At 45.6% G+C, this 25,808-nt stretch carries 27 protein-coding genes and 1 riboswitch; of the genes, 23 read left to right on the top strand and 4 right to left on the bottom strand.

Annotated elements, in window-relative coordinates; all coding sequences use genetic code 11:
* Positions 1-239 precede the first annotated feature (239 nt).
* From MHI06_RS18860 to MHI06_RS18785, 16 genes are all read left to right on the top strand, one after another.
* Entirely contained in the window at positions 240-896 is a 657-nt protein-coding gene (locus tag MHI06_RS18860; protein ID WP_340398746.1) for a stage V sporulation protein AA, read from the top strand.
* Positions 877-1,305: a stage V sporulation protein AB gene (locus MHI06_RS18855; RefSeq protein ID WP_340398745.1), complete on the top strand. Its 429-nt coding sequence runs from the start codon at positions 877-879 to the stop codon at positions 1,303-1,305. Before MHI06_RS18860 ends, MHI06_RS18855 begins: the two co-directional genes overlap by 20 nt.
* Before the next feature lie 24 nt (positions 1,306-1,329).
* A complete protein-coding gene (locus MHI06_RS18850) occupies positions 1,330-2,997 on the top strand; it encodes a spore germination protein (protein ID WP_340398744.1) in 1,668 nt (555 codons plus the stop codon).
* A 103-nt stretch (positions 2,998-3,100) separates the two neighbouring features.
* On the top strand, positions 3,101-4,432 hold the full coding sequence (lysA, locus tag MHI06_RS18845; RefSeq protein ID WP_145148860.1) for a diaminopimelate decarboxylase: 1,332 nt from the start codon (positions 3,101-3,103) through the stop codon (positions 4,430-4,432).
* A gap of 248 nt (positions 4,433-4,680) precedes the next feature.
* Positions 4,681-5,112: a peptidylprolyl isomerase gene (locus MHI06_RS18840; protein ID WP_017687646.1), complete on the top strand. Its 432-nt coding sequence runs from the start codon at positions 4,681-4,683 to the stop codon at positions 5,110-5,112.
* Positions 5,113-5,224: 112 nt separating this feature from the next.
* Positions 5,225-6,538 (top strand): hypothetical protein, encoded by a 1,314-nt coding sequence (locus MHI06_RS18835; RefSeq protein WP_340398743.1) that lies wholly within the window; start codon positions 5,225-5,227, stop codon positions 6,536-6,538.
* Positions 6,539-6,709: 171 nt separating this feature from the next.
* Positions 6,710-6,876, top strand: a riboswitch (FMN riboswitch).
* Positions 6,877-7,204: 328 nt separating this feature from the next.
* Positions 7,205-8,308 (top strand): bifunctional diaminohydroxyphosphoribosylaminopyrimidine deaminase/5-amino-6-(5-phosphoribosylamino)uracil reductase RibD, encoded by a 1,104-nt coding sequence (gene ribD, locus MHI06_RS18830; protein WP_169482038.1) that lies wholly within the window; start codon positions 7,205-7,207, stop codon positions 8,306-8,308.
* 60 nt (positions 8,309-8,368) lie between these two features.
* Complete coding sequence (gene ribE, locus MHI06_RS18825) at positions 8,369-9,037, top strand: riboflavin synthase (RefSeq protein ID WP_340398742.1); 669 nt, start codon at positions 8,369-8,371, stop codon at positions 9,035-9,037.
* Between the two features lie 37 nt (positions 9,038-9,074).
* On the top strand, positions 9,075-10,307 hold the full coding sequence (locus MHI06_RS18820) for a bifunctional 3,4-dihydroxy-2-butanone-4-phosphate synthase/GTP cyclohydrolase II (RefSeq protein ID WP_340398741.1): 1,233 nt from the start codon (positions 9,075-9,077) through the stop codon (positions 10,305-10,307).
* A gap of 103 nt (positions 10,308-10,410) precedes the next feature.
* Positions 10,411-10,878 carry a 6,7-dimethyl-8-ribityllumazine synthase gene (gene ribE / locus MHI06_RS18815; protein ID WP_017687651.1) on the top strand — a complete coding sequence of 156 codons (468 nt, stop codon included), beginning with the start codon at positions 10,411-10,413 and terminating at the stop codon, positions 10,876-10,878.
* A gap of 104 nt (positions 10,879-10,982) precedes the next feature.
* Complete coding sequence (locus MHI06_RS18810) at positions 10,983-11,783, top strand: segregation/condensation protein A (protein WP_017687652.1); 801 nt, start codon at positions 10,983-10,985, stop codon at positions 11,781-11,783.
* Complete coding sequence (gene scpB / locus MHI06_RS18805; RefSeq protein WP_340398740.1) at positions 11,752-12,408, top strand: SMC-Scp complex subunit ScpB; 657 nt, start codon at positions 11,752-11,754, stop codon at positions 12,406-12,408. The genes MHI06_RS18810 and scpB overlap by 32 nt, the downstream gene beginning before the upstream one ends.
* A gap of 189 nt (positions 12,409-12,597) precedes the next feature.
* Complete coding sequence (locus tag MHI06_RS18800; protein ID WP_340398739.1) at positions 12,598-13,329, top strand: DUF2953 domain-containing protein; 732 nt, start codon at positions 12,598-12,600, stop codon at positions 13,327-13,329.
* Between the two features lie 146 nt (positions 13,330-13,475).
* On the top strand, positions 13,476-13,961 hold the full coding sequence (gene ytfJ / locus MHI06_RS18795) for a GerW family sporulation protein (RefSeq protein ID WP_169482042.1): 486 nt from the start codon (positions 13,476-13,478) through the stop codon (positions 13,959-13,961).
* 162 nt (positions 13,962-14,123) lie between these two features.
* A complete protein-coding gene (locus tag MHI06_RS18790; protein ID WP_169482043.1) occupies positions 14,124-14,549 on the top strand; it encodes a phage holin family protein in 426 nt (141 codons plus the stop codon).
* A complete protein-coding gene (locus tag MHI06_RS18785) occupies positions 14,546-15,319 on the top strand; it encodes an N-acetylmuramoyl-L-alanine amidase (RefSeq protein ID WP_340398738.1) in 774 nt (257 codons plus the stop codon). The genes MHI06_RS18790 and MHI06_RS18785 overlap by 4 nt, the downstream gene beginning before the upstream one ends.
* A gap of 19 nt (positions 15,320-15,338) precedes the next feature.
* On the opposite strand, the gene MHI06_RS18780 is transcribed toward MHI06_RS18785, so the two are convergent.
* The 4 genes from MHI06_RS18780 to MHI06_RS18765 form a co-directional block, all read right to left on the bottom strand.
* Entirely contained in the window at positions 15,339-15,527 is a 189-nt protein-coding gene (locus tag MHI06_RS18780) for a hypothetical protein (RefSeq protein WP_340398737.1), read from the bottom strand.
* 183 nt (positions 15,528-15,710) lie between these two features.
* Entirely contained in the window at positions 15,711-15,938 is a 228-nt protein-coding gene (locus tag MHI06_RS18775; protein ID WP_340398736.1) for a hypothetical protein, read from the bottom strand.
* 175 nt (positions 15,939-16,113) lie between these two features.
* A complete protein-coding gene (locus MHI06_RS18770; RefSeq protein ID WP_036607821.1) occupies positions 16,114-16,383 on the bottom strand; it encodes a hypothetical protein in 270 nt (89 codons plus the stop codon).
* Positions 16,384-16,566: 183 nt separating this feature from the next.
* Complete coding sequence (locus MHI06_RS18765; protein WP_169482046.1) at positions 16,567-17,307, bottom strand: GT-D fold domain-containing glycosyltransferase; 741 nt, start codon at positions 17,305-17,307, stop codon at positions 16,567-16,569.
* Between the two features lie 190 nt (positions 17,308-17,497).
* Between MHI06_RS18765 and MHI06_RS18760 the strand changes: the two genes are divergently transcribed.
* The 7 genes from MHI06_RS18760 (at position 17,498) to MHI06_RS18730 (ending at position 25,799) form a co-directional block, all read left to right on the top strand.
* Complete coding sequence (locus MHI06_RS18760) at positions 17,498-18,157, top strand: hypothetical protein (protein WP_340398735.1); 660 nt, start codon at positions 17,498-17,500, stop codon at positions 18,155-18,157.
* A complete protein-coding gene (locus MHI06_RS18755) occupies positions 18,135-19,226 on the top strand; it encodes a glycosyltransferase (RefSeq protein ID WP_340398734.1) in 1,092 nt (363 codons plus the stop codon). Before MHI06_RS18760 ends, MHI06_RS18755 begins: the two co-directional genes overlap by 23 nt.
* The gene (locus MHI06_RS18750) at positions 19,210-19,848 is read left to right on the top strand and encodes a hypothetical protein (RefSeq protein WP_169482049.1); all 639 of its coding nucleotides are present in this window, start codon (positions 19,210-19,212) and stop codon (positions 19,846-19,848) included. Before MHI06_RS18755 ends, MHI06_RS18750 begins: the two co-directional genes overlap by 17 nt.
* Positions 19,849-20,097: 249 nt before the next feature.
* Entirely contained in the window at positions 20,098-20,919 is an 822-nt protein-coding gene (locus MHI06_RS18745; RefSeq protein ID WP_340398733.1) for a hypothetical protein, read from the top strand.
* Positions 20,920-21,047: 128 nt separating this feature from the next.
* Positions 21,048-21,527, top strand: coding sequence for a hypothetical protein (locus MHI06_RS18740; RefSeq protein ID WP_076331342.1), 480 nt, complete (start codon positions 21,048-21,050; stop codon positions 21,525-21,527).
* A 20-nt stretch (positions 21,528-21,547) separates the two neighbouring features.
* On the top strand, positions 21,548-21,880 hold the full coding sequence (locus MHI06_RS18735) for a hypothetical protein (RefSeq protein ID WP_211175732.1): 333 nt from the start codon (positions 21,548-21,550) through the stop codon (positions 21,878-21,880).
* A gap of 67 nt (positions 21,881-21,947) precedes the next feature.
* The gene (locus MHI06_RS18730) at positions 21,948-25,799 is read left to right on the top strand and encodes a hypothetical protein (RefSeq protein WP_340398732.1); all 3,852 of its coding nucleotides are present in this window, start codon (positions 21,948-21,950) and stop codon (positions 25,797-25,799) included.
* The last annotated feature ends 9 nt before the right edge of the window (positions 25,800-25,808 follow it).

Below are 25,808 nucleotides of genomic sequence, written 5' to 3'. Positions count from 1 at the left end.
CTTTGTCTCCAAATTTCTAACACTTAGAAATCAATCAAAAGAATTTGGAGACAACAGCGATCAGAAGGTTGGTCTGCCGTCGGAGTGTCTGCGTGTATCCTCCCCCGAGCAACAGCGACCAATGACCGATCCATCCCGCAGCGCCAACTCAGCCTTCCACCTTTTTTCCAACCCGTTTGTAATAAATTTGCACATTCTTCAAATACTAACCTAAATTACGCAGTAAAGGAGTGCTATGGATGTCCCAGACACCCACTCCAATGGTCTACGTTCGTCTACGCAGCCGTATTCGCATCCAGAGGGGCAGAGCAGTCAAGCTTGGAGATATTGCCCATGTGCTGACTTCTTCTGAAGATCAGGAGGACAGGCTACTGGAGCTTGAACTGCTGCACCCTGGACCGGAGGACGGCAATCTGATCCTCATTGATATATTGCAGATTATTCCCCGCATTCGGCACATCTTGCCGGAGGTAAGCGTGGAACTGATTGGATCCGGCCATACGCTTGTTGAAGTCATTGCGGGAAATGGTCAACCCTCCAAGTCCCTGTTCATATTGGTTTGGCTGCTACTTTTCTTTGGATCGGCCTTAACCATTATGAATTTTCATGCCGATGTGAACATGCAGGAAGTACAGATTCGTATTGTGGAGATGCTTACAGGGCATCGGGATGAACATCCCTATCTGTTCCAAGTGGCGTATTCCATCGGCATTGGATTCGGGATGGCGGTATTCTTTAACCATTTGTTCAAGAAGAAGTGGAATGAGGAGCCTACCCCGCTCGAAGTGGAGATGTTTTTGTACCAACAAAATGTAGATAAATATGTGGTGATTGAAGAAAGCGAACGGATGCATGAGCAGGAACGCGGGGAGATGAATGCGGATGAGCGTTCTTAATGGAGCGATCAGCATTGTACTGGGCATCGCAGGGGGGATTGCCGTAGGAAGCGGCGTAATTGCGCTCATTTTGGTGCTCGATATGATTCCCAGATTGGCTCAAATTACGCAATCGTATGACAAAACCCATTGGTACGAAGGGGCACTAATTGGTGGTTCGCTGCTCGGTACTGTGGCGGATTTCTGGCACTGGAAAATGCATGGAGTGCTATTGCTCAGCCCGATCATTGGTCTGTTCTGTGGTGTGTTCATCGGTCTGCTGGCCGCGGCGCTCACTGAGGTACTCAATGTACTGCCCGTGCTAGCCAAAAGGCTGGGCATGAAACCTTATTTGTTTGGATTACTGCTCGCCATGATTTTGGGCAAAATGACAGGTTCCCTGTTTGATTTTTTTATATATCAGCGGTAGCTCGGGGCCATAGGAGGATGGAAAATGGATGAACGAACGGAACATACAGACCAGGAAAATAGTGAAGGTATAACGGAAGAGATGTTACACAAGTCGGCTTATGAGATTCAAAAGGAGGAAGAGGAGAAAGCGTACAATAAGAAAAAACAGAATGAGATGTCCGATAGTATTGAGGAATCAGTGCAGTATTGGCAAGAAAATGATGATATTTCACCACGCATGAGTGAGAACAGATATACCCTGCAACAGGTACTCGGGCTCGGAGAATCATTCGACGTTAACATGAGGGAAATGGTTCTGGGTGGCAAGCACGTTGGATTGCTGATGATCACCGGTTTCGCGAAGGATGAGATATTGCTTGAAGTGTTAAAAAGATTGACCTATCTCACACCGGATGACGTGTCCGGACACGCACTCAAATCCTATTTTGAATGTTATATTCCCCATATTCAGGTAGAAAAAGTCGACAAGATGAGTGCTGTCATCAACAAGGTTCTTACCGGTATGAGCGCAATGTTCGTTGAAGGGGATCGCTCGGTCCTAATTATGGATACCCGCAGTTACCCGGTACGTTCACCGGAAGAACCTTCATTGGAAAGGGTAGTCCGAGGTTCCAGAGACGGCTTTACCGAGACGCTCCTGACCAACGTAACATTAGTGCGTCGCAGAATACGCGACCCTGGATTGAAGTTTGAGATCATGCAGGTGGGGCGGAGAACACAAACGGACGTCTGCGTGGTGTACATTGATGATATTGTGGATAAAGTGCAGGTGGATTCAGTCCGGGAAAAAATTCAGCGAGTGGATATCGATGGTATTCCCGCCGCCGATAAGCAGCTGGAGGAAGCGATTATCAACAAGGGATGGAATCCGTTCCCACTCGTTCGTTATTCAGAACGACCAGATGTTACAGCTTCTCATTTGCTGGAAGGACGAGTCGTCATTTTCGTAGACACTTCCCCCAGTGTGATGATTCTGCCTACGACCTTCTTCGACCTGTGTGAGCATGCGGAAGAGAACAGACAGACGGCCTTGATGGGAACCTATTTACGATGGGTGCGTTTTGCAGGGATTCTTATATCGTTGTTTTTGCTACCACTATGGCTTCTCATGGTTATCGACCCTTCGATTAAACCCATGGGACTCGACTTCATTGGTCCACAGGAAAATGTAAAGCTTCCGTTAATTCTACAGTTTCTCCTGATCGAACTTGGCGTCGACTTATTACGGATGGCAGCGGTTCATACGCCTACACCTCTGGCATCGGCCATGGGCTTGATCGCGGCCATTCTAGTCGGGGATATCGCCGTGAAAACGGGATATTTTGTCAATGAAGTTGTACTCTATATGGCCATCGCAGCCATCGGCATGTTTGCCACGCCGAGTTACGAGCTGGGTCTCGCCAATAGGCTGGTCAGGTTAGTTCTGCTCATTGCCGTAGCGATATTCAAGGTTCCGGGATTGGTCGTGGGCTGTACATTGCTTATATTGGCGCTTACCGTTCACCGGTCGTACAATTCTTCGTATCTCTGGCCTTTTATACCGTTTAATGCAAAGGCCCTGGGCAACTTTTTATTCCGGCTTCCGTTGCTGGAAAATAAAAAACGTCCATCATTCAATAAAACCCGTGACAACACCAAAATGTCCGATGATCCGGACGGGGAACTGCGAAAAAGTAAAAAACACAAATGATCTTCCGAAAAATCCATTCATCTCGCTGCCTAATTTGATATACTGGTGTAAAATCATTGGAATATCAATTGTTCCAGTATATAAAAAGTGAGGAATGCAGATTATGTATTTACATGGTACAAGTAAAATAAATGCGCAAGGACATCTGGAGATTGGCGGAGTCGATGCAACTGATCTGAAAGAACAATTTGGAACTCCCCTGTACGTCGTGGACGAGCAACTGGTTCGCGAGCGTTGCAGAGAGTACATGGAAGCATTCCGTGCTTCCGGACTGGGCTTCCAGGTTGCTTACGCAAGTAAAGCATTCTGTGTAATGGCGATGTGTGCCCTTGCAGCTGAAGAAGGACTTTCCCTGGATGTTGTATCTGACGGTGAACTGTTTACTGCTTTGCAAGCAGGATTCCCAGCTGAGCGCATTCATTTCCACGGTAACAACAAAACGCTGGAAGAGATCGAAATGGCTCTTGATGCAGAGATCGGATGCTTTGTTGTTGATAACTTCAATGAATTGCATCTGTTGCAGGCTGTAGCAGCGGACAAAAATCGTAAAGTAAACATTTTGCTTCGTGTGACGCCTGGTGTTGAGGCACATACGCATGAATATATCTCCACTGGTCAGACGGATTCGAAATTTGGATTTGATATCGGTAATGGTACAGCATTTGAAGCGATTGAACTGGCTTCCAAGCAGTCTAACCTGGTATTGCTCGGTGTGCATTCCCACATCGGTTCCCAGATCTTCGAAGTTGAAGGCTTCCAGATGGCTGTTCAACGTGTTGCTGAATTTGCAGCAAGCGTATATGAGCGTCTTAACGTTGCTTTCAAAGTGGTTAACCTTGGTGGTGGATTCGGAATCCGTTATATCGATGGAGATACGCCGCTTGAAGTTGCGCAATACGTGAAGGCTATTACAGATGCAGTTAAAAATCATTTTGCTCAAATCGGCTATGCCGTACCTGAGATCTGGGTTGAACCAGGCCGCAGCATCGTGGGTGAAGCGGGAACAACGCTGTATACCGTTGGAACAAGCAAAGACATTCCAGGTGTGCGTAAATATGTTGCCGTTGATGGTGGTATGACCGATAACCCACGTCCTGCTTTGTATGAATCCAAGTATGAAGCTGTGCTTGCCAACCGTGCGAATGAGGCTGCTCAGGAAACCGTATCCGTTGCGGGTAAATGCTGCGAGAGTGGAGATATGCTGATCTGGGATCTGGACTTGCCAAAAGTGGAAAGTGGCGATCTGCTCGCTGTAGCTTGCACAGGCGCGTATAACTACTCCATGGCAAGCAACTACAACCGGATTCGTCGTCCGGCCGTTGTATTTGTCAAAGACGGTCAAGGGGATGTTGTTGTACGCCGTGAGACGTATCAGGATATCATCCAGAATGACCTGGTACCTGCACGTATTGGCAAACAGCCAGTAACTCGCTAATTCGTCAAAAGATAATGTGTCTCTACATTATTCAGGATATATGAGTTTTACGGTTGAAGCAGATGAAAAGGGAACTTCCTTTTTCGTCTGCTTTTTGCGTATTTGAGCTAATTCATGAAAAAAGTTGCCGTTTTTTTTGCGATCCAGACATTTTCGGTGTACACTAAGAAAAGTGCTGTAATGCTTGGCCCAGGGTCATGCGTTTTGGTACCATTAACGATGGTCAATACGAAAGGAGTCATTTACATATGGCGAAACAAGCGAAAATTAAATTGGCAAACGGCGGAGAAGTTCTGATCGACCTGTTCGATCAAGAAGCTCCAAACACAGTAGCAAACTTTGAGAAACTGGCTAACTCCGGTTTCTACAATGGTCTTACATTCCACCGCGTTATCCCGGGCTTCGTAGCTCAAGGCGGATGCCCTAACGGTAGCGGTGCAGGTGGCCCAGGTTACACAATCAACTGTGAAATCAACCCGAACAAACATGAGCGCGGAACACTCGCTATGGCACATGCTGGCCGTAACACAGGTGGAAGCCAGTTCTACATCTGCTACCAACCGCAACCACATTTGGATGGACAACATACTGTATTTGGTAAAGTAACTAAAGGTATGGAGTTCGTAGACGCTTTAGAAGGTAAAGACAAAATGGAAACTGTTGAAGTCGTAGAAGCTTAATACCTTCAGCTTAACTGGATCCAAACATGAAGTGCTTCTTTTATAGAAGCACTTTTTTTATTTTTTACATGTCACGTATTCGAAATCGATGATTGGAAAGGATGAATGAACCTTGGATATCGTTACTCAGCTAAGCTTGTTAAAGCAAATTTATAGTGATCGTTCGTTGTGGGATGAAGAACTGCAGGCATCGCGACATGTCGTTCCGGATAGTGTACCCGCACAGGATCGAGAAGCGCTTGAGGCAGCCGGGCATGAACCGAATCGATTTGTGCGTCCGCAACATGATGAAACGATTACTGAGCTGAAAAAACTTGCGAATCAATGGACGATAGAGGATGCAGCGCAGGCCTTTGTCTCTTCTTTGTGGTCAGCACCCATGATCTGGCGCTCGCTTCTTACGGGCAAGCTTATTGCAAGTAGTATGCCAGACCATGAACACACGCCGTATCCATCTTCGAGCACTTGTAAGATCTGCGGATTAAGTGTAGATCAAGCCACCGACACGACGTTGCAATGGTATTGGCGCATGACCAATGGAACCCCGTTGGACGGTGATCCCTTTGGACAAATGCTGGCACTTCGAGAGCTGGCTGCCGCACAGGAGCTTCCAATACCCAATGAATACGACCGCTGGACATTCCGTGCAGTATTAACGGTGCTACGCGAATTACCTCCCAAAACACGCTATAGTAAGGCAGCAGTTGCGCTCAAGAAGGAACGTCTTTTGCCTACACAAAAGGAATACGCTTACCGTGACTTACTTGAGACGTTAGCTCTGATTGGCATACTGGATACGCCGGAACATCCCGGAATGATAACTCAATTTACGACTTACATACAGCGTGACGAGCGCCCCAATGTTCGGGTTGAAGTGCAGGCGCCTCTGGCGTGGTGGGACTCATCTGTCGGAATCAATGAGAACAACCTGAACAAGATATTCCATGATTTTGATCTGAGTAACATATCTCTTGCGGATAAGCCTGAAGTGAGTCCAGCAGTAAAGGACACGATCTTAGGAGCACTAGAGAAGAAGAGGAGTGTTCGGGGGAAAGTACCAAAGGCATCTCCTGATGCAGGTACCGGGGAGGTTCAGTCTGGAGATGTATATGCTGTTCGGGTCCGGGATGGGGTATGGGTGACGGTATACTGTCATGAAGTGAGAGACAAGCGTGTCATCGTCGAATATCTGGATGGTGTCTTTCCAGAGATGCCGGCAAAAGCAAATTTGCATGGGACGTTTCGACCGAGAACGAATGGACGCTGGAAATGTTCTGCTATCGCGATCGACTCCACAAGTTGGGTCAGAAGAGTGACAAGAGAGTTTCCGCTTCCGACTTCGCCCCTGCAAGAACCTGACCGCATTCCATTTTATAATGCCAAAGAATTAAAGCATATGGCGAGCTGGTGTTTTCCTGATATGTAGGATGATGCGATGGATGGATGTGAAATGCCTCCAAGTAAAAACCGTGCTTCCTTGGGAGGAAGCAGTTTTTTTGTTGTTTCTTAGCTTATTAAAAGTTAGTATGTGACAAAAAGGAACAAAAAACAATTGATTTTTTGGCATTAAAGTGCTAACATCCAATTAATAACGAAAGCAATCCTTCAGGGCAGGGTGCGATTCCCTACCGGCGGTGATGCAAGAAGTGTAAGGACACAAGTCCAGCATTTGATGCAAAGTCCGTGACCTGTCTGCCTATGGCAGATGGCTGATCTGGTGTAATTCCAGAACCGACAGTATAGTCTGGATGGGAGAAGGAGAGGTGCAGACCTAACGGGTTTGCATTCAGCAGGAGTATTGCTGCACAGTCACTATTTGTGATGTATTGCACTGTGCAGGGAAGATCCGGATACGCCGGACAGTTCCATACATATGCCACACTATAGAAGCTCTTTACCTGTAATTGATGTTCATTAAGGTATGTGTCTATTTTCACTTGCTCGAAATGAAGTTTTGGGCAAAGTGTTGGCGTGCTGTATCCATTTCATTCCTGCTGTTGACATTTGTCTCTCATCATCCCCATCGAACTGATTGTTCGACGGGGATTTTTTATAATTAAGACTAAGACTTTAAACCGCGGGGTGAACGGATTTGGAAATGATCAATGATGAATTTTATATGGCACTGGCACTTGATATGGCGGAACGAGCACAGGGACAGACGGGAATTAATCCGGTCGTTGGATGTGTAGTTGTAAAAGAAGGGCGTATTGTAGGCTTGGGAAGCCATCTGAAACGTGGAACCGGTCATGCGGAAGTGCATGCACTTAACATGGCAGGAAGCGACGCAGAGGGCAGTACGGTATACGTTACACTCGAGCCCTGTAGTCATTATGGCAAGACGCCACCTTGCAGTGAACGCCTGATTCATGAAAAGGTGAAACGTGTCGTGGTATGTTGTGAAGATCCAAATCCGCAAGTATCCGGCAAGGGCATAAGCATGCTCCGTCAACAAGGCATTGAAGTTGAAGTTGGTGTATTGCGTGAGCGTGGAAGACGCATGAATGAAAAATTCATTAAATTTATTACAACGGGTCTACCTTTCGTGACGCTGAAGACGGCTACGACTTTGGATGGAAAGATTGCTACTCGCAGCGGAGACAGCAAGTGGATCTCCAACGAGCCCGCTCGTGAGATTGTTCATGCGCTTCGTCATCGTCACCAGGGAATTATGGTTGGCGTGGACACAGTTATTGCCGATAATCCGGAGCTTACAACCCGTTTGCAAGTAGAAGGCATTAGTCCGGTACGCATTGTGGTGGATTCCAAGCTGCGTCTTCCTTTAGGTGCCAAGATGGTTAAAGATGGTCTAGCCCCAACATGGGTACTGACAACAGACGAAGCCAGTCCTGAAGCTGCTGAGCGTTTGGAAGCCTACGGCATCGAAATTATACGCTGTGGTCCTGGACCACGTGTTGATCTGTTAAGCGGACTTAGCAAGCTGGGTGAGCGTGAGATCGGTTCAATTTTGCTTGAAGGTGGAGGCACTCTGAATGGAGCCATGTTGGAGGCACGGTTGGTCGATCGATTGCTGATGTTTATCGCTCCTAAGATTGTAGGCGGTTATGATACACCTGGAAGCTTCCGCTTCGAGGGTGTGGAACGTATGAATCAGGCGATTCAGTTGAATCAGCTGGAAATCGAACAAGTTGGAGATAATATCAGCATTGGCGGTATTCCGGTGTGGCCTGAATAAATAAATGGATCATAAAGTAATAAGTAAGGATCCTTAGAAATGATCGAGGGAGGCGGCAGCATGTTTACCGGTTTGGTGGAAGAAGTTGGTCAGATTCGGCGTATTGGTCGGAAGGGCGAAGCGATGGTCCTGAATATCGGGGCTTCCGCCATCATGGACGATCTAAAGATTGGCGATAGTGTGGCAGTGAACGGAGTATGCTTGACAGCGACAACGCTGGAAGGTGGAGGTTTTACCGCCGATGTAATGCCTGAAACGTATCGTCATACCAATCTCAGTCAGTTGCAATCTGGCAGTAAAGTTAATCTGGAGCGAGCCATGCAATCAGGCGGCCGTTTTGGCGGACATATCGTTCAGGGCCATGTCGATGGTACTGGAGTGATCGGCAGTATCACTCGTGATCAGAATGCAATTGTGTTTGAGATCAAGCCGGATGATCACCAGTTGTTCAAATATCTGATCCCCAAAGGGTCAGTTACACTGGATGGCATTAGCTTGACCGTTGTCCATACTTCACAGACCGCATTCACAGTTTCCATTATCCCTCATACGATTGGTGAGACTGTACTAAATGTCAAAAAGACAGGGGATACCATCAATATCGAATGCGATATTTTGGGGAAATATGTGGATCATTTGCTGCAGTATGGGAGAGGACATCAGGAGACGGGTGCTGGCAAGCCCCGCAGTATCAGTGAAGATTTTCTCTCCAATCACGGATTTGCATAAAGAAAGTAGAGAACAGAAATAAACTGGAGGTGGACCAATGTCAGAACAATCCATTCTGGACACGGTAGAAGAAGCCATATATGATCTCATGCGTGGTAAACCCGTCATTGTTGTGGATGATGAAGATCGGGAGAATGAAGGCGATTTTATCGCTTTGGCCGAAAAGGCGACACCTGAAGTCATTAATTTCATGATCACTGAAGGTAGAGGTCTGGTCTGTGTTCCGATTACACAGCAACGTGCGGATGAACTTAACCTGAAACCCATGGTTCAACAAAATACGGATTTCCATGGAACAGCCTTCACCGTCTCTGTGGATCACAAAGATACAACAACAGGTATCTCGGCACATGAACGCTCTATTACCGTGAAAGGTCTAATCGATCCTGAGGCAAAAGCCGGGGACTTCCGTAAGCCTGGTCACATGTTCCCGCTGATTGCAAAAGACGGCGGTGTACTTCGTCGTGCCGGACATACGGAAGCGGCTGTAGATCTCGCTATCATGTGTGGTTCCTACCCTGCTGGCGTTATCTGTGAAGTGATTAAGGAAGATGGCACGATGGCCAGACTTCCGGATCTGCAGGAGATTGCCCGCAAGCATGATCTGAAGCTGATCAGTATTCAGGACATGATTCGTTACCGTAACGAAAAAGAGCAGCTGGTTCATCGTGAAGTGGCTGTACGCATGCCAACAGACTTTGGTGAGTTCCAAGCGGTGGCCTATACGAACGCTGTGGACAACAAGGAGCACGTGGCTCTGGTCAAAGGTGAGATTGATGGTTCCAAACCCGTACTGGTGCGTGTACACTCTGAATGTTTGACAGGAGATGTATTCCATTCTCATCGTTGTGACTGTGGTCCGCAGTTTGATGCGGCACTCAAACAGATCCATGAGGAAGGCAACGGCGTATTGCTCTATATGAGACAGGAAGGTCGGGGCATTGGGCTGATCAACAAACTCAAAGCTTACAAGCTCCAAGAAGAAGGTCTGGACACGGTGGATGCAAACCTGAAGCTGGGCTTTGCTGCCGACTTGCGTGATTACGGGATTGGCGCTCAAATTCTGAAAGACCTTGGGGTTCGTCAGATCAGATTGCTAACAAACAATCCTCGCAAGATCAAAGGCCTTGAAGGATATGGACTTGAAGTGGTAGAGCGTGTCGCGATCCAGATGGAGGAGAACGAGGATAACACCGTTTATCTTCATACCAAGCAAGCCAAGCTGGGACATATGCTGAAGTTTGATGATATCGAGCAGAACGAAGAGTAAATGCGTTGTAGATGAACACACTTTTACCATGTAATTTATGGAAGTGATTACTTCGGAATTTCCGTTGCTTACATTATATTATACCGTTAGGGAGATGACTTGAATGCCACAATTTTTTGAAGGACATTTAGTATCAGAAGGATCAAGATATGGAGTTGTTGTTGGACGTTTCAACGAATTCATCACGAGCAAATTGCTTAGCGCAGCACTTGATGCATTCAAACGTCACGGCGTGCAGGATGATGAAGTGGATGTAGCCTGGGTTCCAGGTGCATTCGAAATCCCTTTGATTGCGCAGAAAATGGCAGAGAGCGGCAAGTATGATGCAGTGATTACTCTGGGAACTGTTATTCGTGGATCAACTACTCATTACGATTATGTGTGCAACGAGATGGCTAAAGGGGTAGCAGCAATTAACCTGAAAACAGGCGTGCCTACGATCTTCGGTCTGGTTACAACTGAAAATATTGAACAAGCAATTGAACGTGCCGGAACCAAGGCGGGTAACAAAGGTTGGGATGCAGCTACGGCGGCAATTGAGATGGCAAACTTGACGAAACAGCTAAAATAGTGCTTATTTAATAGTAGTGCCCTGCTTTGCGCAGACGAAAACGGGAAACCGGATTCGGACGGCTTAGCAGGGTTTTGTATTTTTCTGGCGGGAGGATTCGTCTAGTGACGGTAGTTACATACAAACTGGAGACTTTTGAAGGGCCTTTGGATCTGCTGCTTCATCTGATTGATAAGGCTGAAATTCATATCCAGGATATTCCCATCAGCGATATTACCGATCAATACATGGCGTATCTGCATTCGATGCAGGAACTGGAACTGGATATTACGAGTGAATTTCTGGTCATGGCAGCAACACTGCTGTCGATCAAGAGCAAACTTTTATTGCCAAAACCACCGGTAATTGAGGATTTCGAGGATTATGATTATATGGAAGAAGAAGATTATGATCCACGTGCAGAGTTGATCGCACGTCTGATAGAATATCGCAAGTACAAGGGGATTGCGCGTCATCTTCATGAACGGGAGTGGGAACGCAGCCTTATTTTTTCCAAAGAGCCCGAGGATCTGCGCCCTTATATGCCTGTAGAAGCCCCTTCGAACCCAGTTGAGGGATTACACACCTCTGACCTGATTGCTGCATTTCAGAAGGCGCTACGCAAGGCTGAGAAGCGTACAACCGTAACCCGGATCAAACGGGATGAAATATCGGTTAAGGACCGGATACGGGATGTCATCGGCGCTTTGGAAAGTATGGGGCCGGGAGGCAGACTTTTGTTCTCCAAGTTGATGGATGAGCATATCTATCGCCATGAGATTGTCGTGACTTTCTTGGCGGTGCTGGAACTGATGAAGATGAAGCAGATTGTCTGTTATCAGGAGCGGATGTTTGAGGATATCGTTATGGAGTGGAGAGGGGAAACAAAGAATCATGGATTTTCGGAAATTGAAATCGATTATTGAAGGCCTGCTGTTTTTGTCCGGAGAAGAAGGTCTGAGTATCAAACAAATTGCCGAGATCGTCGACCAGCGAGTGGAGCTTGTAACGGACGCGATTGAGGAGATGATTGGTGAATTTTTACAGCAGGGACGAGGTGTACAGATTCTCAAAATCGCTGGTGTAGTCCAGCTAGGAACTTTGCCTGAGCATGCTGTGTATTTCGAGAAACTCGCGTACTCTCCTGCACGAACTTCCTTATCCCAGGCGGCTCTGGAGACACTGGCCATCGTGGCGTATCGGCAGCCGATTACACGGGTTGAGATTGAGGAAATCCGCGGTGTGAAATCAGAGCGGGCTATTCATACACTTGTGAATAAGGATCTGATTATTGAAGTAGGACGAGCCGAGGCGATCGGACGACCAATTCTGTACGGAACGACCAAGTCATTCCTGGATTATTTTGGACTGGCTTCAATTAAAGACCTTCCGGAACCAGGCTTGTTCGAAGATTCGGAAAACCTGGAGGAAGAGACACAACTGTTATTCAACAAACTGGATTTGCAACAACTGGAACCGGAAAGTGCTGATCCGGCAGATGATGCAAATCATATCGACAGCGATGACGATAATACGGATTCTTCACTTTAATCTGCAAGTTCATATTAACCGACACCCATCAGTGGAGTCGGTTTTTTTGTGCATTATTTTTAGATAAACGGTGAATGCAATAGTTTCCAAACAAATATGAAATGGGATTTTTAGGTCAGGCGTGAATTTTTTCCTATCCAGAGTGCCATACTAGACGAGAAAAGAATTGAGGGCTTGGAGGTAAGGCCTGTGTGGATTTGGCTTGGAGGAATCGGTTTATTGTTCGCATTGCTGATTGCCGCAGTCCTCATCTCAAATGTTCATGTACATTTTACATTCAGTAAACATAAAAGTGATGATTACGCCAATATTAATGTTCGTCTTCTCTATGGAATCGTGCGGATTAACTATGAGATCCCGAGTATTGTTTTTCGCAATATGAAGGAAGGTTTTCTGGTCAAGACCGAACAATCCATGAATCACTCCAGAGGAGAAGCCCAGGGAAGTGAGCAAGTTAACAAACGTAAAGTCAAGAAGTGGGCCAAAGATGTAAAGGTTATGCTAAGGGCGACCGATGCGCTCAAGCTGTGGCTCAAGCAAACACTCACACGTGTACATATGACTCAACTTTCCTGGTCTACCCACATCGGTGTTGGCGATGCAGCATACACAGCGGTGCTGACGGGCTGGGTGTGGAGCATCAAGTCCATTATCATTGGTTTTCTCACCTATCAGATCCGTTTCGATGAAACACCCGTGCTTCAAGTTATGCCGGTATGGTCAGACGAAATGGAGTTCAGAACAGAGCTCGATTGCAGAGTGAAAATTCGGATTACAGCCCTTTTGATCGCTGGAGTTACGCTACTCACCCGTGTGCTCCAAGTCGAAGGCGGATGGCGGATGTGGTTCAAACTTCTTCAGGAACAGCGCCGCAAGCATAAGGAGAAGCAAAAGAGGAAGCTTAGTGGGACCACACTATAAATCCCCATCACAGCTACTTTGTTTTGAAAAATGAGTTGTAAGTTCGCTGTGTATACTTCAATTGCTTATTTACATAAGTCCCTTCAAGTTTGGGGATGATATGGTTAGATCAAACCTAGCTTACATTGAAACTGGAGGGAATTTAAATGTCAGATCATCCAATTCAAGGCTTAATGGAAACTGCTATGGAAAATATCAAGGCCATGGTGGATGTCAATACAATTGTTGGCGATGCAGTCGAAACACCAGATGGTACCGTGATTCTGCCGATCAGTAAGGTAGGATTCGGGTTCGCTGCTGGTGGCAGTGATTTTAACGTCAATGAAGGAAGTAGTGGCAAAAGTGGTGCTACAGGTACATCAACTGAACATGCTAGTTCAGCTAAAGTTGCTTCTCCGTTTGGCGGTGGTAGTGGTGGTGGTGTATCCATTCGTCCTATCGCGTTCCTGGTCGTAGGCAAACAGGGCGTGCACATCGTACCACTCGATAATTCAACACATCTATTTGAGAAACTCATTGACTCCACCCCTTATGTTCTCGACAGAATTCAGGGTATGTTCCAACGCAATACAACAACGCCAACGAATACAACAGGTGTACCTGTTACACCAGATCCATCAACCTATAGCTGAATCATCTCCTCATGATCCCTCCCGCCTCCCAGCGTGAGGGATTTTTTGCTGTTTGTTTAGCGAATAGTGAGTGATTTTTCGGAGGTTTCCGTATCGTATGAGACTTATATCTGTAATCCGCCTAACCTAGACATGAAATAGGTTATTGAAGGGGGAACGTGAATGCACAGAGACACCGTTTTTATGGTTTTGTTTGGCTGGCTGCTATCGGCAGTCGTGTATTTGGTAGGAGGAATTGATCACCTGTTTATTGCAGTGACCATCTTTGTGGGGCTGGATTACATCACAGGGGTGCTGTCTGCATGGTATAGGAAGGAGTTATCCAGTAGGGTTGGATGGTGGGGGCTTGCTCGTAAGTCATTGACATTTGTCTTTGTCATTATTGCACATCAACTGGATATGGTTGCAGGCAATTCAAATGATTTTATGAGAGATGCGATGTTAATGTTCATCATTGGTACCGAAGGAATCAGTATATTGGAGAACCTGGGGAAACTAGGCCTGCCTGTACCGAAGTTTATCACTTCAGCTCTCTTTAAGCTTCGAGGTAATGAAGATCAAGTTGAAGACAAGGAGAAGATGTCATGATACAGATCACCAAGGATTACATACCTGTTAATAAATACAGTCGAGCCGGACTGAAATTAAAAGCGAAACGTGGAATTGTGATGCATTATACGGCTTCTCCCGGAGCGCCCGCGAAGAACATTAGCAAATACTTTGCAAGTTTGGCACAGCAAGATTCCAATAAAGCAGTGCAAGGCCGTTATGCAAGCGCACATTTCTCGGTAGATCGAACATCGATATATAACAGTCTACCGGATGATGAACTGGCCTACCACTGCGGGAGCGCAACATACACGAAGGAAGCGCTAGCCAAGCTTGGGACATATCCAAACAATAGTACAGTGGGCATTGAGATGTGCATTGAAAAGGATGGCAGTATCCATGAAGATACATTCAATAACGTTGTAGACCTCGCGGTATACCTCATCAGGGAACGGGGCTTCCCACCCGTTTTCTTCACACATAAAGAAGTGGTTGGATGGAAGGAATGCCCACTCCCATGGATTAAACAACCAAGTGAATATGAAAGATTTAAGCAAGCAGTACATACAAAATTAAACCCGCTGCAAGAAATAGCAGTCATGGAGGATGATGATATGAATACCGTTCTGGATTACGCACAATGGGCCTGGAATGAACTTGATCAGTACATCGGAGATGCCTACAACGACAAAGTAATTGACGATTGGGCATGGGTAGAGAAGGCACGTAAGAAGAAGTTGACTTATGGAGAGTTATTGTTGCTGAAGGTCTTAATTGATGAGCGCAGACGCAAAAAAAGCCTGACCTAAAGTGCATCTTGAAAAGGGGCTATGCCTGCCTGCTTGTTAACCAGGAGTTAAAGTGAGCTGGATCTTTTAAAAAATAATAATGTTGTATTATCACGATATGATCAGGATACTCAAGTTCATATTGGGTCTGAATCGAGGATGCATCGATGACTCCAATAACAGCGAGTTGATTCGTTTCGATCACATGTGTTGGTTTGGCTGGGCTCATACAACCATCCTTTCGTTAATTAAGTCAGAGTCAACAGGGGCGATGGAGATGTCCATGGTCCCTAGATGACCTATACGAGGCAGGATGGAGAAGGTTAAGCTGAACTGGTCAAACCGGGTTGAAAATTAAAATATAGAAAAGCAGAACCCCACGTCATTGTGATGTGGGGTTCTGCCTATGTAACTACTCTTTTGAGAACGTGTTCAGGGCCTCATCTGTAAGATGAAGTTCTGCGAAAGCCCTGCATATCTTTTGGAAAGATCTAATCGTATTTGTCTCGTACAACATCTCAATAGGATCAAAGCCTAACATGACCAGCGAATCCACAAGTTCGGTCTGATCTACTTCAGTATGGTGGAGCGCTTCAAGCATGGTTTCAATAACTGCTAGAAATAAAATGGCTTTATTCACTGTCTCGATCGGTGTCCCCTCCTTCGTAATACTACTAGAATAAGCGGAGAAGGACGGAAAATAACGAGAAAGTCCAATTTCTCAGTGATGAATCTATTCAATCTAAAAGTGTGGAGAGAATAATTGATTGATGTAAATTAAAATCAGATGATAAGCTCTCCCCTTGTATGTAAGATTAAGCCTTTTCGTTTACTTCGTGGAGAATGGAATCAATTAATTCATCATCAATCAGAGTGCTAGCTTTTTCGAGTGCCAACAGAATACCTTGCGGTTGTTCAAAAAAGACTGTAGAGAGAATAGGGGCAACCTCATCTAAATTAATCTTCTCAGCTTTGACCATACTGATCAAGGCAACAACGATCTCATGTCCCTCTACGTTACCTTCCATAAATCTTGTTCGTAAATGAGTTGCTACTATTTCGGTCTTTGACTGCGAGTACGCCATTACATTTCCCTCCAACGGTTTGAATATCTTAGCAGAGCTCCTCTTCATGCAAGTTTAAACCAGGTTAGATTAGGAGTTATCTTAACAATAATAAGGCAGATAGTTTAAATTATCAACAGCCACTAAGGCGATGAAATCGGAATAGAATCACAGTTTTACCCAGTAAAAAAGACCCGGAGAGGGTCATTTTTTGGGTCTGCCTTCCCAATAGTCGGGAAATCCGTTGTAATCCCAGGCATTCAGATTTTCGATGTCAGCTTGAATGGCAACATCTGCTCCAGAGCCGAAATCCACACCCACGGTTTGCAGTTTTTTCGCCTTAATAGCGAGTACTTTACCGGGTGCACCTGCGCACACCAGAGCGAGCTTCCACGGTGTCTGTTGGTATATATGTTCCATTTGTTTGGATGCCGTGCTCACATGAGACCACGAGGGGCAGTCCACCGTTCCCACGATGCTTGTCCACCCGTATCTCCGCTCCAGAACTTCTCGATATTGCTCGGCCTTGGCTCCGCAGATTAGAATAGGCATATTCTTGAATGTTTCATAGAATAACTTGAATCGGGCGATGTAATTATTCTCAAAAGCATAGAAGGTTTCCTTGGGTTCAACCTTGTAATATGCAAGACACATATCGAACAACGGCTTGAAATACCAGTGATCTGTCTGAATCAGATGTCCGACGTAATCCGCTTTTCGCAGGCAGTGTACGATAATTTCTCTCGCACTCGCATTGGGTAAGGTTATGCCACAGTAGGTGGGATCGTTCAACCAGCCGTAATGAGACTTAATGAAATCCATAGTTAGAACGGTATCGTGAGCCAGAATGGTATTGGAAGCATCTCCAAATCGAACAGAAGCATGGGCTTCTCCATCAGAGGCCATTTGGAACCAGTTACGGATTAATTCGACACTTCCGAGCATGCATGTCACCTTCTTCCCATGTGTGAATAATAGTTTCTTCGGTATACATATTCATCAACTCCTTCTGTACTAGGATAGGAAAAATGCTTCGTTCTCTCTCTTCTTTTGAGGAATCATTCCTTTTTTGTTCAACGTGCGAAGGTTATTGAGGAACAGTCTAGACTAGGTAAAAAGGGAGAGGGGATGGACTGTGAAAAACGTATTTATAGGTAGTCCTGTGCGAAACCGGGCTTGGATTATGGAACGGCACTTGCAATCACTTGAGCAACAAGCTGTGCAGAAGCATTATATGTACATCCTGAATGATAGTGAAGATCAGACGGAGCACATCCTTGATCATTATCAGATTCCTTATCTGACTCACAATTTGGGGAGAACATACGGTCATATGCGTGGGCAATATTCCTACCACAATCTGGCGTTGTTGAGAAATATGCTGCTGGATGAGTTTCTGAAATCGGACTGTGATTATCTGTTCTCGATTGATACGGATATCATCATTCCGGAGCACAGCTTGCAGCAGTTAATGGATAATGACAAGGATGTATGCGCCATGCTTATACGGAATCATCCAAAGTTGAAGGCTCATAATGCCATGATCGGCGGAAAACATATGCCTGAATTCAAAGCGGGTTTGTTCCCGGTAGAACTGACAGGTGCCGTGTATTTAATTAAGCGTGAAGTGATCGAAGCAGGCGTTCGATATGGTTCTCATCCAACAGGTGAAGATGCACCATTCTGTGAGCAAGCTCGAAGATTGGGGTTTGAACTGTTTGTAGATACTCGGTTGCGTCCCGTTCATGCCTATGCGGAAGGGGTGGAGTTGATTGCTCAATTGGCTGCTTCGTAGAAAGAAACGAGAAAATCCGGTTTTTGAAAGTTTAGAAATGACCATTGTCTACCCGCCCGCCCTTGACTGGAACCTCTTGTTCCAACGTCCTCAGCAATTGATGACCGCCTTCTCCAAAATTCCAGGTATACGGGCTATCTTTATCAATGAAGAAACGTACAGAAAGCAGAGCCGCCCGATTGAAAGGTTAAATGAGGATCTGTTCCTTGTGCAAAAAGGTGTGAACTACGATCACCTGGTCAAAGGAAAGAAGGTACTCTGGTTCTCGAATCCAGGTCAGTACAATTATTCGAATGGAAGGAAGTTTGATTTTACCGTATTTGATTACCTTGATAATTCGGCTGACGAGTTTGCTGTGTGGAAATCCTATATCCCGAAATGTTTTGACCGTGCGGATCTTATTGCTACGACTGCCAAGGTGATGTATGAAGCCCACAAACATGACGGCAAACCGATTTTTATGTGCCCGAACGGGGCAGATGTTCATCATTTTGAGAAAGCACGGGCAGTTCTACCCAAACCGGCGGACTTTCCCGATGTTCATGATGGGCAAAAGATCGTGGGTTTCCATGGGGCAATGGCATCGTGGGTGGATTATTCACTGATTACCGCTATTGCAGATAAAGGTTATCGTGTCGTTCTAATTGGAAACAATGCCCTCTATCAAAAAAATATTGTGCATCCCAATGTGACTTGTCTTCCGCACAAAGATTACAAAGTGCTTCCCGCCTACATTGCCCAATTTGATGTCTGTATCGTTCCATTCAAGCTGACAGAGATGATCCGTGGCTGCGATCCAATCAAATATTACGAATACTTGTCTGCGGGCAAGCCTGTGTTGACGACTCGTATGGAGGAAATTGTTCATAAATACAGCGATGTAACTTACTTTATGGATCAGCATAATTGTGGATTGATGTTGGAGAAAGCGATTCGTGAGAATAGTGCTTCCAAAATTGCAGCACGAGTAAGAGTGGCAAAGTCTAATAGCTGGGATGGCAGGGCACTGGATGCAGTGAAGATGATTAATCAGGTCATGGGAGGCAGAAAAAATGAAAAAGATATTTAAGCGAATGTTTGGTAGCCAATCTACACCACCGCCAATTGAACTTGAAGAAATAAAGATTGACACGACGGAGTTCAATGTTACGACATACATCCCAAACACGGATACAACGATTGTATATCTGCCTGCGATCGATTTTCATAGTGAAAGATTTGGGCGTCGACCACAGCGGCTGTTAAAGGCACTCGCGGAAGTAGGCTACAATGTAATATATATCAATTCCAGTGATGAATTCTATCAGGTAGATGCCTTGGAGTATCCTCATCCGGCGCTTCCAAACTTTGTCGTGGCCCGTGTAGGACAGAATGTCCGTACGCTGTTTCAAGGTGATCGCGTGATCTACTGGGTGAACGATAGTCGGCTGGCAAGTTCTGTCGAGACAGCATATCCTGATCTGGTCGTATTCGATTCGTTGACCGATCCCGATCAATATGAGAAGCACAAACACAAGATGGAAGCAGTTGCTGACGTTGTCTTCATTACACCTGAGAGAATCTATGAGCATGGCAAATACTGCTCACATGTTCATCTGGTTACTGCCGATGAATATGAGATCAAAGAACGAGCAGAACAGGTAGCCCAAATTATAGATGCTTTGCCAAACAGAATGGCCCCTCTAATGTAGGGGTCTTTTCTTTGATCGTATATAGGCCTTTTCCTTTTGCAATGACAGGCATATTCGTGCTTCAATATATTTCGTTTGCATTATCGTTAGGGAATGAAGATAGCGTTCTACACTATAAAAAGCAGAGACAGCGAACAGCCAGACGGGTTAAAGAAGGATCTCCCGATCATGAAGTCTTTTAACCTGGTACAGACTTAAGCAAGTCTCCGTAGCTAAAAATACATAATATCCTAAGGAGTGGACTGTTCAATGGCTAAAAAAATGATTATCAAAGGTGTAGGTACTTTTATGGCTAAACGCCTTCCCAAAGATCCGATGGGCGAAATTGAGGTAGTTACCCTGGGTACCCTGCAAGATCTGAAAATTGACCTTAACGTGGAGCTTGAGGACATCTTTGGTGGCGACGGTCTGTTCGCCATTGATGTACTGGTGAAGTCCAAATCGATCGAAGTATCGGCAACAGACGCCAAATTCGATCTGGATGCGATCCAGCTGATGATGGGTTCAACGGTACAAGAACAAGTGAAGTCTTATGTATGGGTGCTGAATGAGCAGTCTACAGTGGCTGCAGGTGTATCCAATTCTGGATTTGCTGAAGCCAAGCCGAAATACGCAAGTACAATCTATGACAAGAACGGCGGTATTACAGTTCGTCTCAAAGATTCCAACACGTTGCTGAAACAACTCAGCACCAAAGGAACGGCGGTGGCACCTAATGCGTTCTTCTACGATGAAGCGGAAGGTGTAGTCATTCTGAATGCTGCCCATATCGACAAGGAGATTGTACTGAACTACAAACGTGAAGAAATTGTAGACATGGTTGATCTGTTGGTTGACGAAGTACCATTCCCGATCTCTGTCATTCATCACGGTACGTTCCAGCAAAAAGATGGTTCGTATGCAGGTGTTGAAACCGAGCTGTACATGTGCCGTGCAAAAGGAACATTCAGCATCAATGCGCAGCGCGCTGCCGCTTCTGCATCTGCAATCTCCTTGCAGATTCTTGATCCTGAACGTGCTGACGGAAAAATCGGCAGTATTAAACGTTTTAGTGCACCAAGCAAGATCTAATATCTAAATAAGGTTGATTGCTCCTGGCAAGGTATCAAATGGCATCTGTGTCCTCCCCTTCACAGAGCCTTGCCTTGCCAGGTTCTTTATTATATGGGGGAGAATGTCCTGGGGAGGTCTTTAAATTCATGGAAACAGAACAAGAAAAAGCCGAGCGTGAACTTGCGGAAAAGCTGAATGAGGAAGCGGCGAAACGAATCAAAGATGATCCGGAAAACAAACGGGTTACTCCGGAGGAAGTGGAAGCTGCTGAGCGTGCATTCTTTGAAGATGATGAAATTATTACGCTGCGGGATCGACGGAAATATCGTATTCCGCCATGTAACCTGAAGGATGCCCGTCGTCTGATGAAGTTACTGAAGACGGTGAATATTGATGCCATTATTCTTAACTTCATTCCGACTGAGAATGATGAACTGGACGAAAAGCGGCAGCAGGATTTATTTGATGTATTGGCAATGGCGTTCAAAAATTATCCTCATATCGTGACCAAAGACGAGCACGGTGAGTATATCATCAATCGAGAATATCTGGATGAGTATCTTGATCTGAACACAGCTCGCAAAGTCATTGATATGCTCATAGGGCTCAATGGTTTAAAAAAGTAGAACGCACTGAGGGGGAGTCTTTGGAGGGAACCGAAATCCGTGATACGGAAACACAGGAACCCGTTCACTGGGGAGAAATCTTCTTCACCCTCCATAAACACTGTGGGCTGAACAAGTGGGAGATTTGGGAGTACACACTCCCTCAGGTTGCGGAGCTGTGCAAGTCAGCCGAGAAATATATTCAATTTGAAATTGAACTTATGACAGCACCTTTCCGCATGTTCGGTGGCGGTGGAGGCGAGGAAGTCGAAGAAGATGGCACCGTCAGACGTAAAAGAACCTTCAATGATGAGGATTACACTGAGATATCAGAAGATGATATCGGTATGCTTGCACAAGCGCTCGGAGGATAAGAGAGAGACATCCCGTTTTGCCTAAATGCAGGTAGAACGGGATTTATGCATAAAGGCGGTGATTCTTTTGACTGAAACAGAAGGACAAGGAGAGAAACACTCCTTAACACAAGAAATATTAACGGATATGGATCAATTAACTGGACAAAACGCAGCGCTGAAAGGGAGATCCCCTTCAGGTGTTAGCACGTTGGTTAGACGTGTGGAAACAATCAGAAGTGATATGCAGTCGCAAATGATTGAAACGCTGACTACTGATTTGGAGCACTTTTATCGTGAAGCTTTCAGTGAAATGAAGGATGTGTCGGCAGCTGGATCACAGGAGTTGTTAGACTCCGTTATGAATATGATGAAATATATTTCATCAGGTGAAACCAAGGGGTATTCATCAACACTACTCAAGAAATCCCTTGACTCGTCGCAACAGATGGATCAACAGATGACCCGGGCCAACCAGAATTTCGAGCTTAGATGGTCTGGAACATCGGATGATAGTAGGCAATACACACAAACGGGAACAGTTAAAAACCTGCAACGAATTGCACTGCAACATGGTATGGACCAGGAAGATGTAGGTCTTGCCTATCGCATTGGTTCTCGTAATTATGATCATGCATCTGAAGCTGTCGCGTTTGCTGAAGAAGTAGCCAAGCTGCATTCAGCGGGCAATACAGATGTAGAACAGATGGCAACAGGTCTGGAAGCTGTTACTTCGGTACGGGGAAGCAGTGGCTTTGATCTGTCCCAAGTCACAGACATGATGATCAGGGCTTCAACGATGTTGGATGTCGGCATTCAGGACTTGATGGATATGATGCGTCAGACCCTTCCGATGGCTGGTAACATTGATGGAACGCTTGCACAAGAGGATGCATTAGCCAACTGGATTAGTAAGGCAGCTATGTCGGTTCAGGCAACCGGAGATATGGCTCCGCAGCAAGCTTTTGCTTCAAATCGAGTCATGTTCGATCTTCTTGCTGAACAATTGAAGACTGCGGATGCAGAAGCGTCGATTCATCAGCGCACCGGTAGTAGAGACAACCTTCAATTCCGACAACGAGAGATCGAAATCGCATTTCAGATTGCAACACATGAGGCGATGCAAGGGTTGAAAGAGGAATTTGCCGAGCTGGGCGATTATCTTATCGCAGTCATGCGGTTAATTGGAGATCGTACGGGTGGCATTGTTGATCATATGGAACTGCTTAACCGAATTATGGATGAAGTCGGTGTTCAGGTTGCGTGGGACAAGTTCGGTGAAGTGATGAATGAAGGCGATCAGAAACAGTATGCTACTACAAAATCAGAGCCGGGGAAAGTCGGAAATACGGGAAGCGATGTTCCCGAGCGACTTGGAGTCACGGATGTGCAGCGTGCTGGTGTAACGCAGGAAATGAGCAGACAGCAGAGTCGTTTACAGACTCTGGATCATCGCAAAACAGAAATTCAAAGCAGGGCCGCAGCCAAGCAAAATGATGTACTTCAGGCTCGGACTAACCGAGATCATCAACATGAAATGTACAATCAGGCTATACAAGATGGGAATACAACGGCTTCTTCCGTTCATGCGGAAGAACGTGACGAAGCTGAGAAGCGAGTCAAAACGTATAGTCGAGAACTTCTTCTGTTGCGAGAAGAGATGCATTCTCTCGATATTCAGATCGCAAAGACGAAGCGAAGTCTTGAGTTTCTAGGACAAGAACTGGATGACACGAGTAGAGCAATGATGCAACTTGAACACCAATCTAGAGTTTTGATGATGGCGATGGATGACATGGACCTCGATGCGGTTGAACTACGAAATAAGTTGTATTTTCTAAACGCTGAGTTTCAATACGGTTCAACCGATGTTCAACGGTACGAATCCGAGATCCAGAAGCTACGTAAGCAGTCAGCTCTATTGAATGATGTTCTCTCCACACTGAGAACCGAAGTCAATGAGTTAAATGCTTCTTTTAGACAGGGCATGATTGATGCTACAGCATACATATCCAAACTGAGAGAACTCGAACAGGTTCAGCTCGCGAGTATGATGAATGGCTCAGGTGGATTGCTAGTTACTCCTGGTATTGCGGGAAGCGTTGGAGCTGGCACAGAGGACGAGAAGAAAGATTCAGCAAACAAACCTTTTATAGAGAGACATCAAGATCTTATCAATGATGTAATCAAGGATATGGCGACATCAAAGATCGAGGAAGTTATGGATTTCGGTTCGGATAAAAAGAAGGACAAACCTAAGAGGAGAGGATTAATTCAAAGATTCAGGGATATGAAGGAAACCGGTAATCGCAAAGCCTTTTTTAACAACGATGCACCTATTCGTGACTCAAACGGTAATGTACTTAGAACTCAGCAGAATAGCAGTGGAACCGGTAATCAGATTATCACTCAGCGTGAGATTAATGCTGAAAGAGTGGCACGGGGTGAGAAAATACCCGGTAAACTGGCGAAGCTAGGTAAGTTAGGTAAGTCCATACTGAAACCGCTAAAAGCCGTTCCTTATCTTGGCATGGCTATGACTGCTGTAGATGTGGTATCCGGTTTAGTTGATCCACTGAGTAATATGGGGAAGTCGGAAGCGGAGAAGCAGAGTATTCGTGCAGCGAATAAAGAGGAACTGGCCAAGGATTTTAAAGATATGGAGCAGTCTTCATTTGTAGGCAAAGTGTGGAAAGGTCTTAACCTTGGGATGGACGCAGTTGTTAAGGGAGGAATCAGCAGCCTATTTGGTAACAATGCTACCAATAACAAATTTGGGGATTACAAAGAAGGATTCAAGGCTTTATGGTCGGAAGATGGCGGCGATGCAGTCGAGAAGAAACTGGCTAAAGTGTACAACTATGAGCAGGAGAAAAAAGAGGCCCAGATTCAAATGGATAAAGAGTCTGGGAAGCCGCCTGGGGATAAAACACAACAACAACCGCAGATACAATACATTCAACCTCAAATGCAGTACATACCTGCTGCGGGCGGAATAGGCACTATTGCCAACGGTTATACGCCTCAGCCACAGAGTAATGGCATTGATGAAATGATCGCCAAGATTAATCGGCAGCTTAATAAATCGACAAGTGATAACGAAACCAATTACCAAGTCACTCGATCCCGTCTGTTGATTAGTGGTGTTCGCGAAGATTCTGGTCAGATGCGCGCGCTAATGGAGAAATATTTGCAAGAGAATATCAAGTTCTTCGATAAGGCCATCGCAAGTTTACAGAAGACGTACGATAAGATGGCTGAAGGCAAGGAGAAAGACGAACTGGGCTTGGAGATTAATGAGAAGAAACAGCAAAAGGCTCAATCAGAACTTGAACTGAATGGTGTTAAAAATAGCCAAATTGATGAGTTGAAACGCAAGATGAGTGACCAACTGGAGTTAACACAGATGGACTATGACAAACGAATGTATGATCTCCTGGCCGCCAATGGTGGTAAGGAAGATGCACCGGAAGTTGTAGCATTGAACAGGGCTCGTGCCCAAGAGATGAATATCAAGATGAACGATTACAAGCTGCAATGGAAAAACCTTCTGAACAACGGGGGGTTCAACGTTAACTCGGATGAGTATATGACGGTGCTTAAAGAGATTAGCTCCATTGGAGTGGAACAGTCTAAGAATTTGGCCGAAATCAGTAAAAAAATGGAGAAACCGGTATCCACATTCAATATTCCGGCAGGTCTTAAGGTTATGGATTACTTTGACTACATAACGACGAACAATACACATAAAAGTGTGATGGTTGGCTCGGGTGATGTCACGGTTCACGTGAACATCGACAATATGACAGGCAGCACAAAAGATGTGGAGAGACTGACATCTACGTTGGACAAGACACTACGGCAGAACAGTCCTGGAATTGCAAATCGAATGTCAAGCAATGTTGGTGCGAGAATGGGAAGTAATCATATCTTCAGATAAAATAGGTAA

Source organism: Paenibacillus sp. FSL H8-0079 (assembly GCF_037991315.1).
Classification (GTDB): Bacteria; Bacillota; Bacilli; order Paenibacillales; family Paenibacillaceae; genus Paenibacillus.
The sequence above is the reverse complement of the archived record's forward strand: the minus strand, read 5'-3'. Positions and strand labels throughout refer to the sequence as shown.

Coding starts and splice junctions, on each gene's coding strand:
- MHI06_RS18745 (WP_340398733.1), top strand. CDS start 20,098: ATGGCTAAAAAAATGATTATCAAAGGTGTAGGTACTTTTATGGCTAAA.
- MHI06_RS18740 (WP_076331342.1), top strand. CDS start 21,048: ATGGAAACAGAACAAGAAAAAGCCGAGCGTGAACTTGCGGAAAAGCTG.
- lysA (WP_145148860.1), top strand. CDS start 3,101: ATGTATTTACATGGTACAAGTAAAATAAATGCGCAAGGACATCTGGAG.
- MHI06_RS18850 (WP_340398744.1), top strand. CDS start 1,330: ATGGATGAACGAACGGAACATACAGACCAGGAAAATAGTGAAGGTATA.
- ytfJ (WP_169482042.1), top strand. CDS start 13,476: ATGTCAGATCATCCAATTCAAGGCTTAATGGAAACTGCTATGGAAAAT.
- MHI06_RS18785 (WP_340398738.1), top strand. CDS start 14,546: ATGATACAGATCACCAAGGATTACATACCTGTTAATAAATACAGTCGA.
- MHI06_RS18770 (WP_036607821.1), bottom strand. CDS start 16,383: ATGGCGTACTCGCAGTCAAAGACCGAAATAGTAGCAACTCATTTACGA.
- MHI06_RS18840 (WP_017687646.1), top strand. CDS start 4,681: ATGGCGAAACAAGCGAAAATTAAATTGGCAAACGGCGGAGAAGTTCTG.
- MHI06_RS18860 (WP_340398746.1), top strand. CDS start 240: ATGTCCCAGACACCCACTCCAATGGTCTACGTTCGTCTACGCAGCCGT.
- ribE (WP_340398742.1), top strand. CDS start 8,369: ATGTTTACCGGTTTGGTGGAAGAAGTTGGTCAGATTCGGCGTATTGGT.
- MHI06_RS18790 (WP_169482043.1), top strand. CDS start 14,124: ATGCACAGAGACACCGTTTTTATGGTTTTGTTTGGCTGGCTGCTATCG.
- ribE (WP_017687651.1), top strand. CDS start 10,411: ATGCCACAATTTTTTGAAGGACATTTAGTATCAGAAGGATCAAGATAT.
- MHI06_RS18765 (WP_169482046.1), bottom strand. CDS start 17,307: ATGCTCGGAAGTGTCGAATTAATCCGTAACTGGTTCCAAATGGCCTCT.
- MHI06_RS18780 (WP_340398737.1), bottom strand. CDS start 15,527: ATGAGCCCAGCCAAACCAACACATGTGATCGAAACGAATCAACTCGCT.
- scpB (WP_340398740.1), top strand. CDS start 11,752: ATGGATTTTCGGAAATTGAAATCGATTATTGAAGGCCTGCTGTTTTTG.
- MHI06_RS18855 (WP_340398745.1), top strand. CDS start 877: ATGCGGATGAGCGTTCTTAATGGAGCGATCAGCATTGTACTGGGCATC.
- MHI06_RS18820 (WP_340398741.1), top strand. CDS start 9,075: ATGTCAGAACAATCCATTCTGGACACGGTAGAAGAAGCCATATATGAT.
- MHI06_RS18750 (WP_169482049.1), top strand. CDS start 19,210: ATGAAAAAGATATTTAAGCGAATGTTTGGTAGCCAATCTACACCACCG.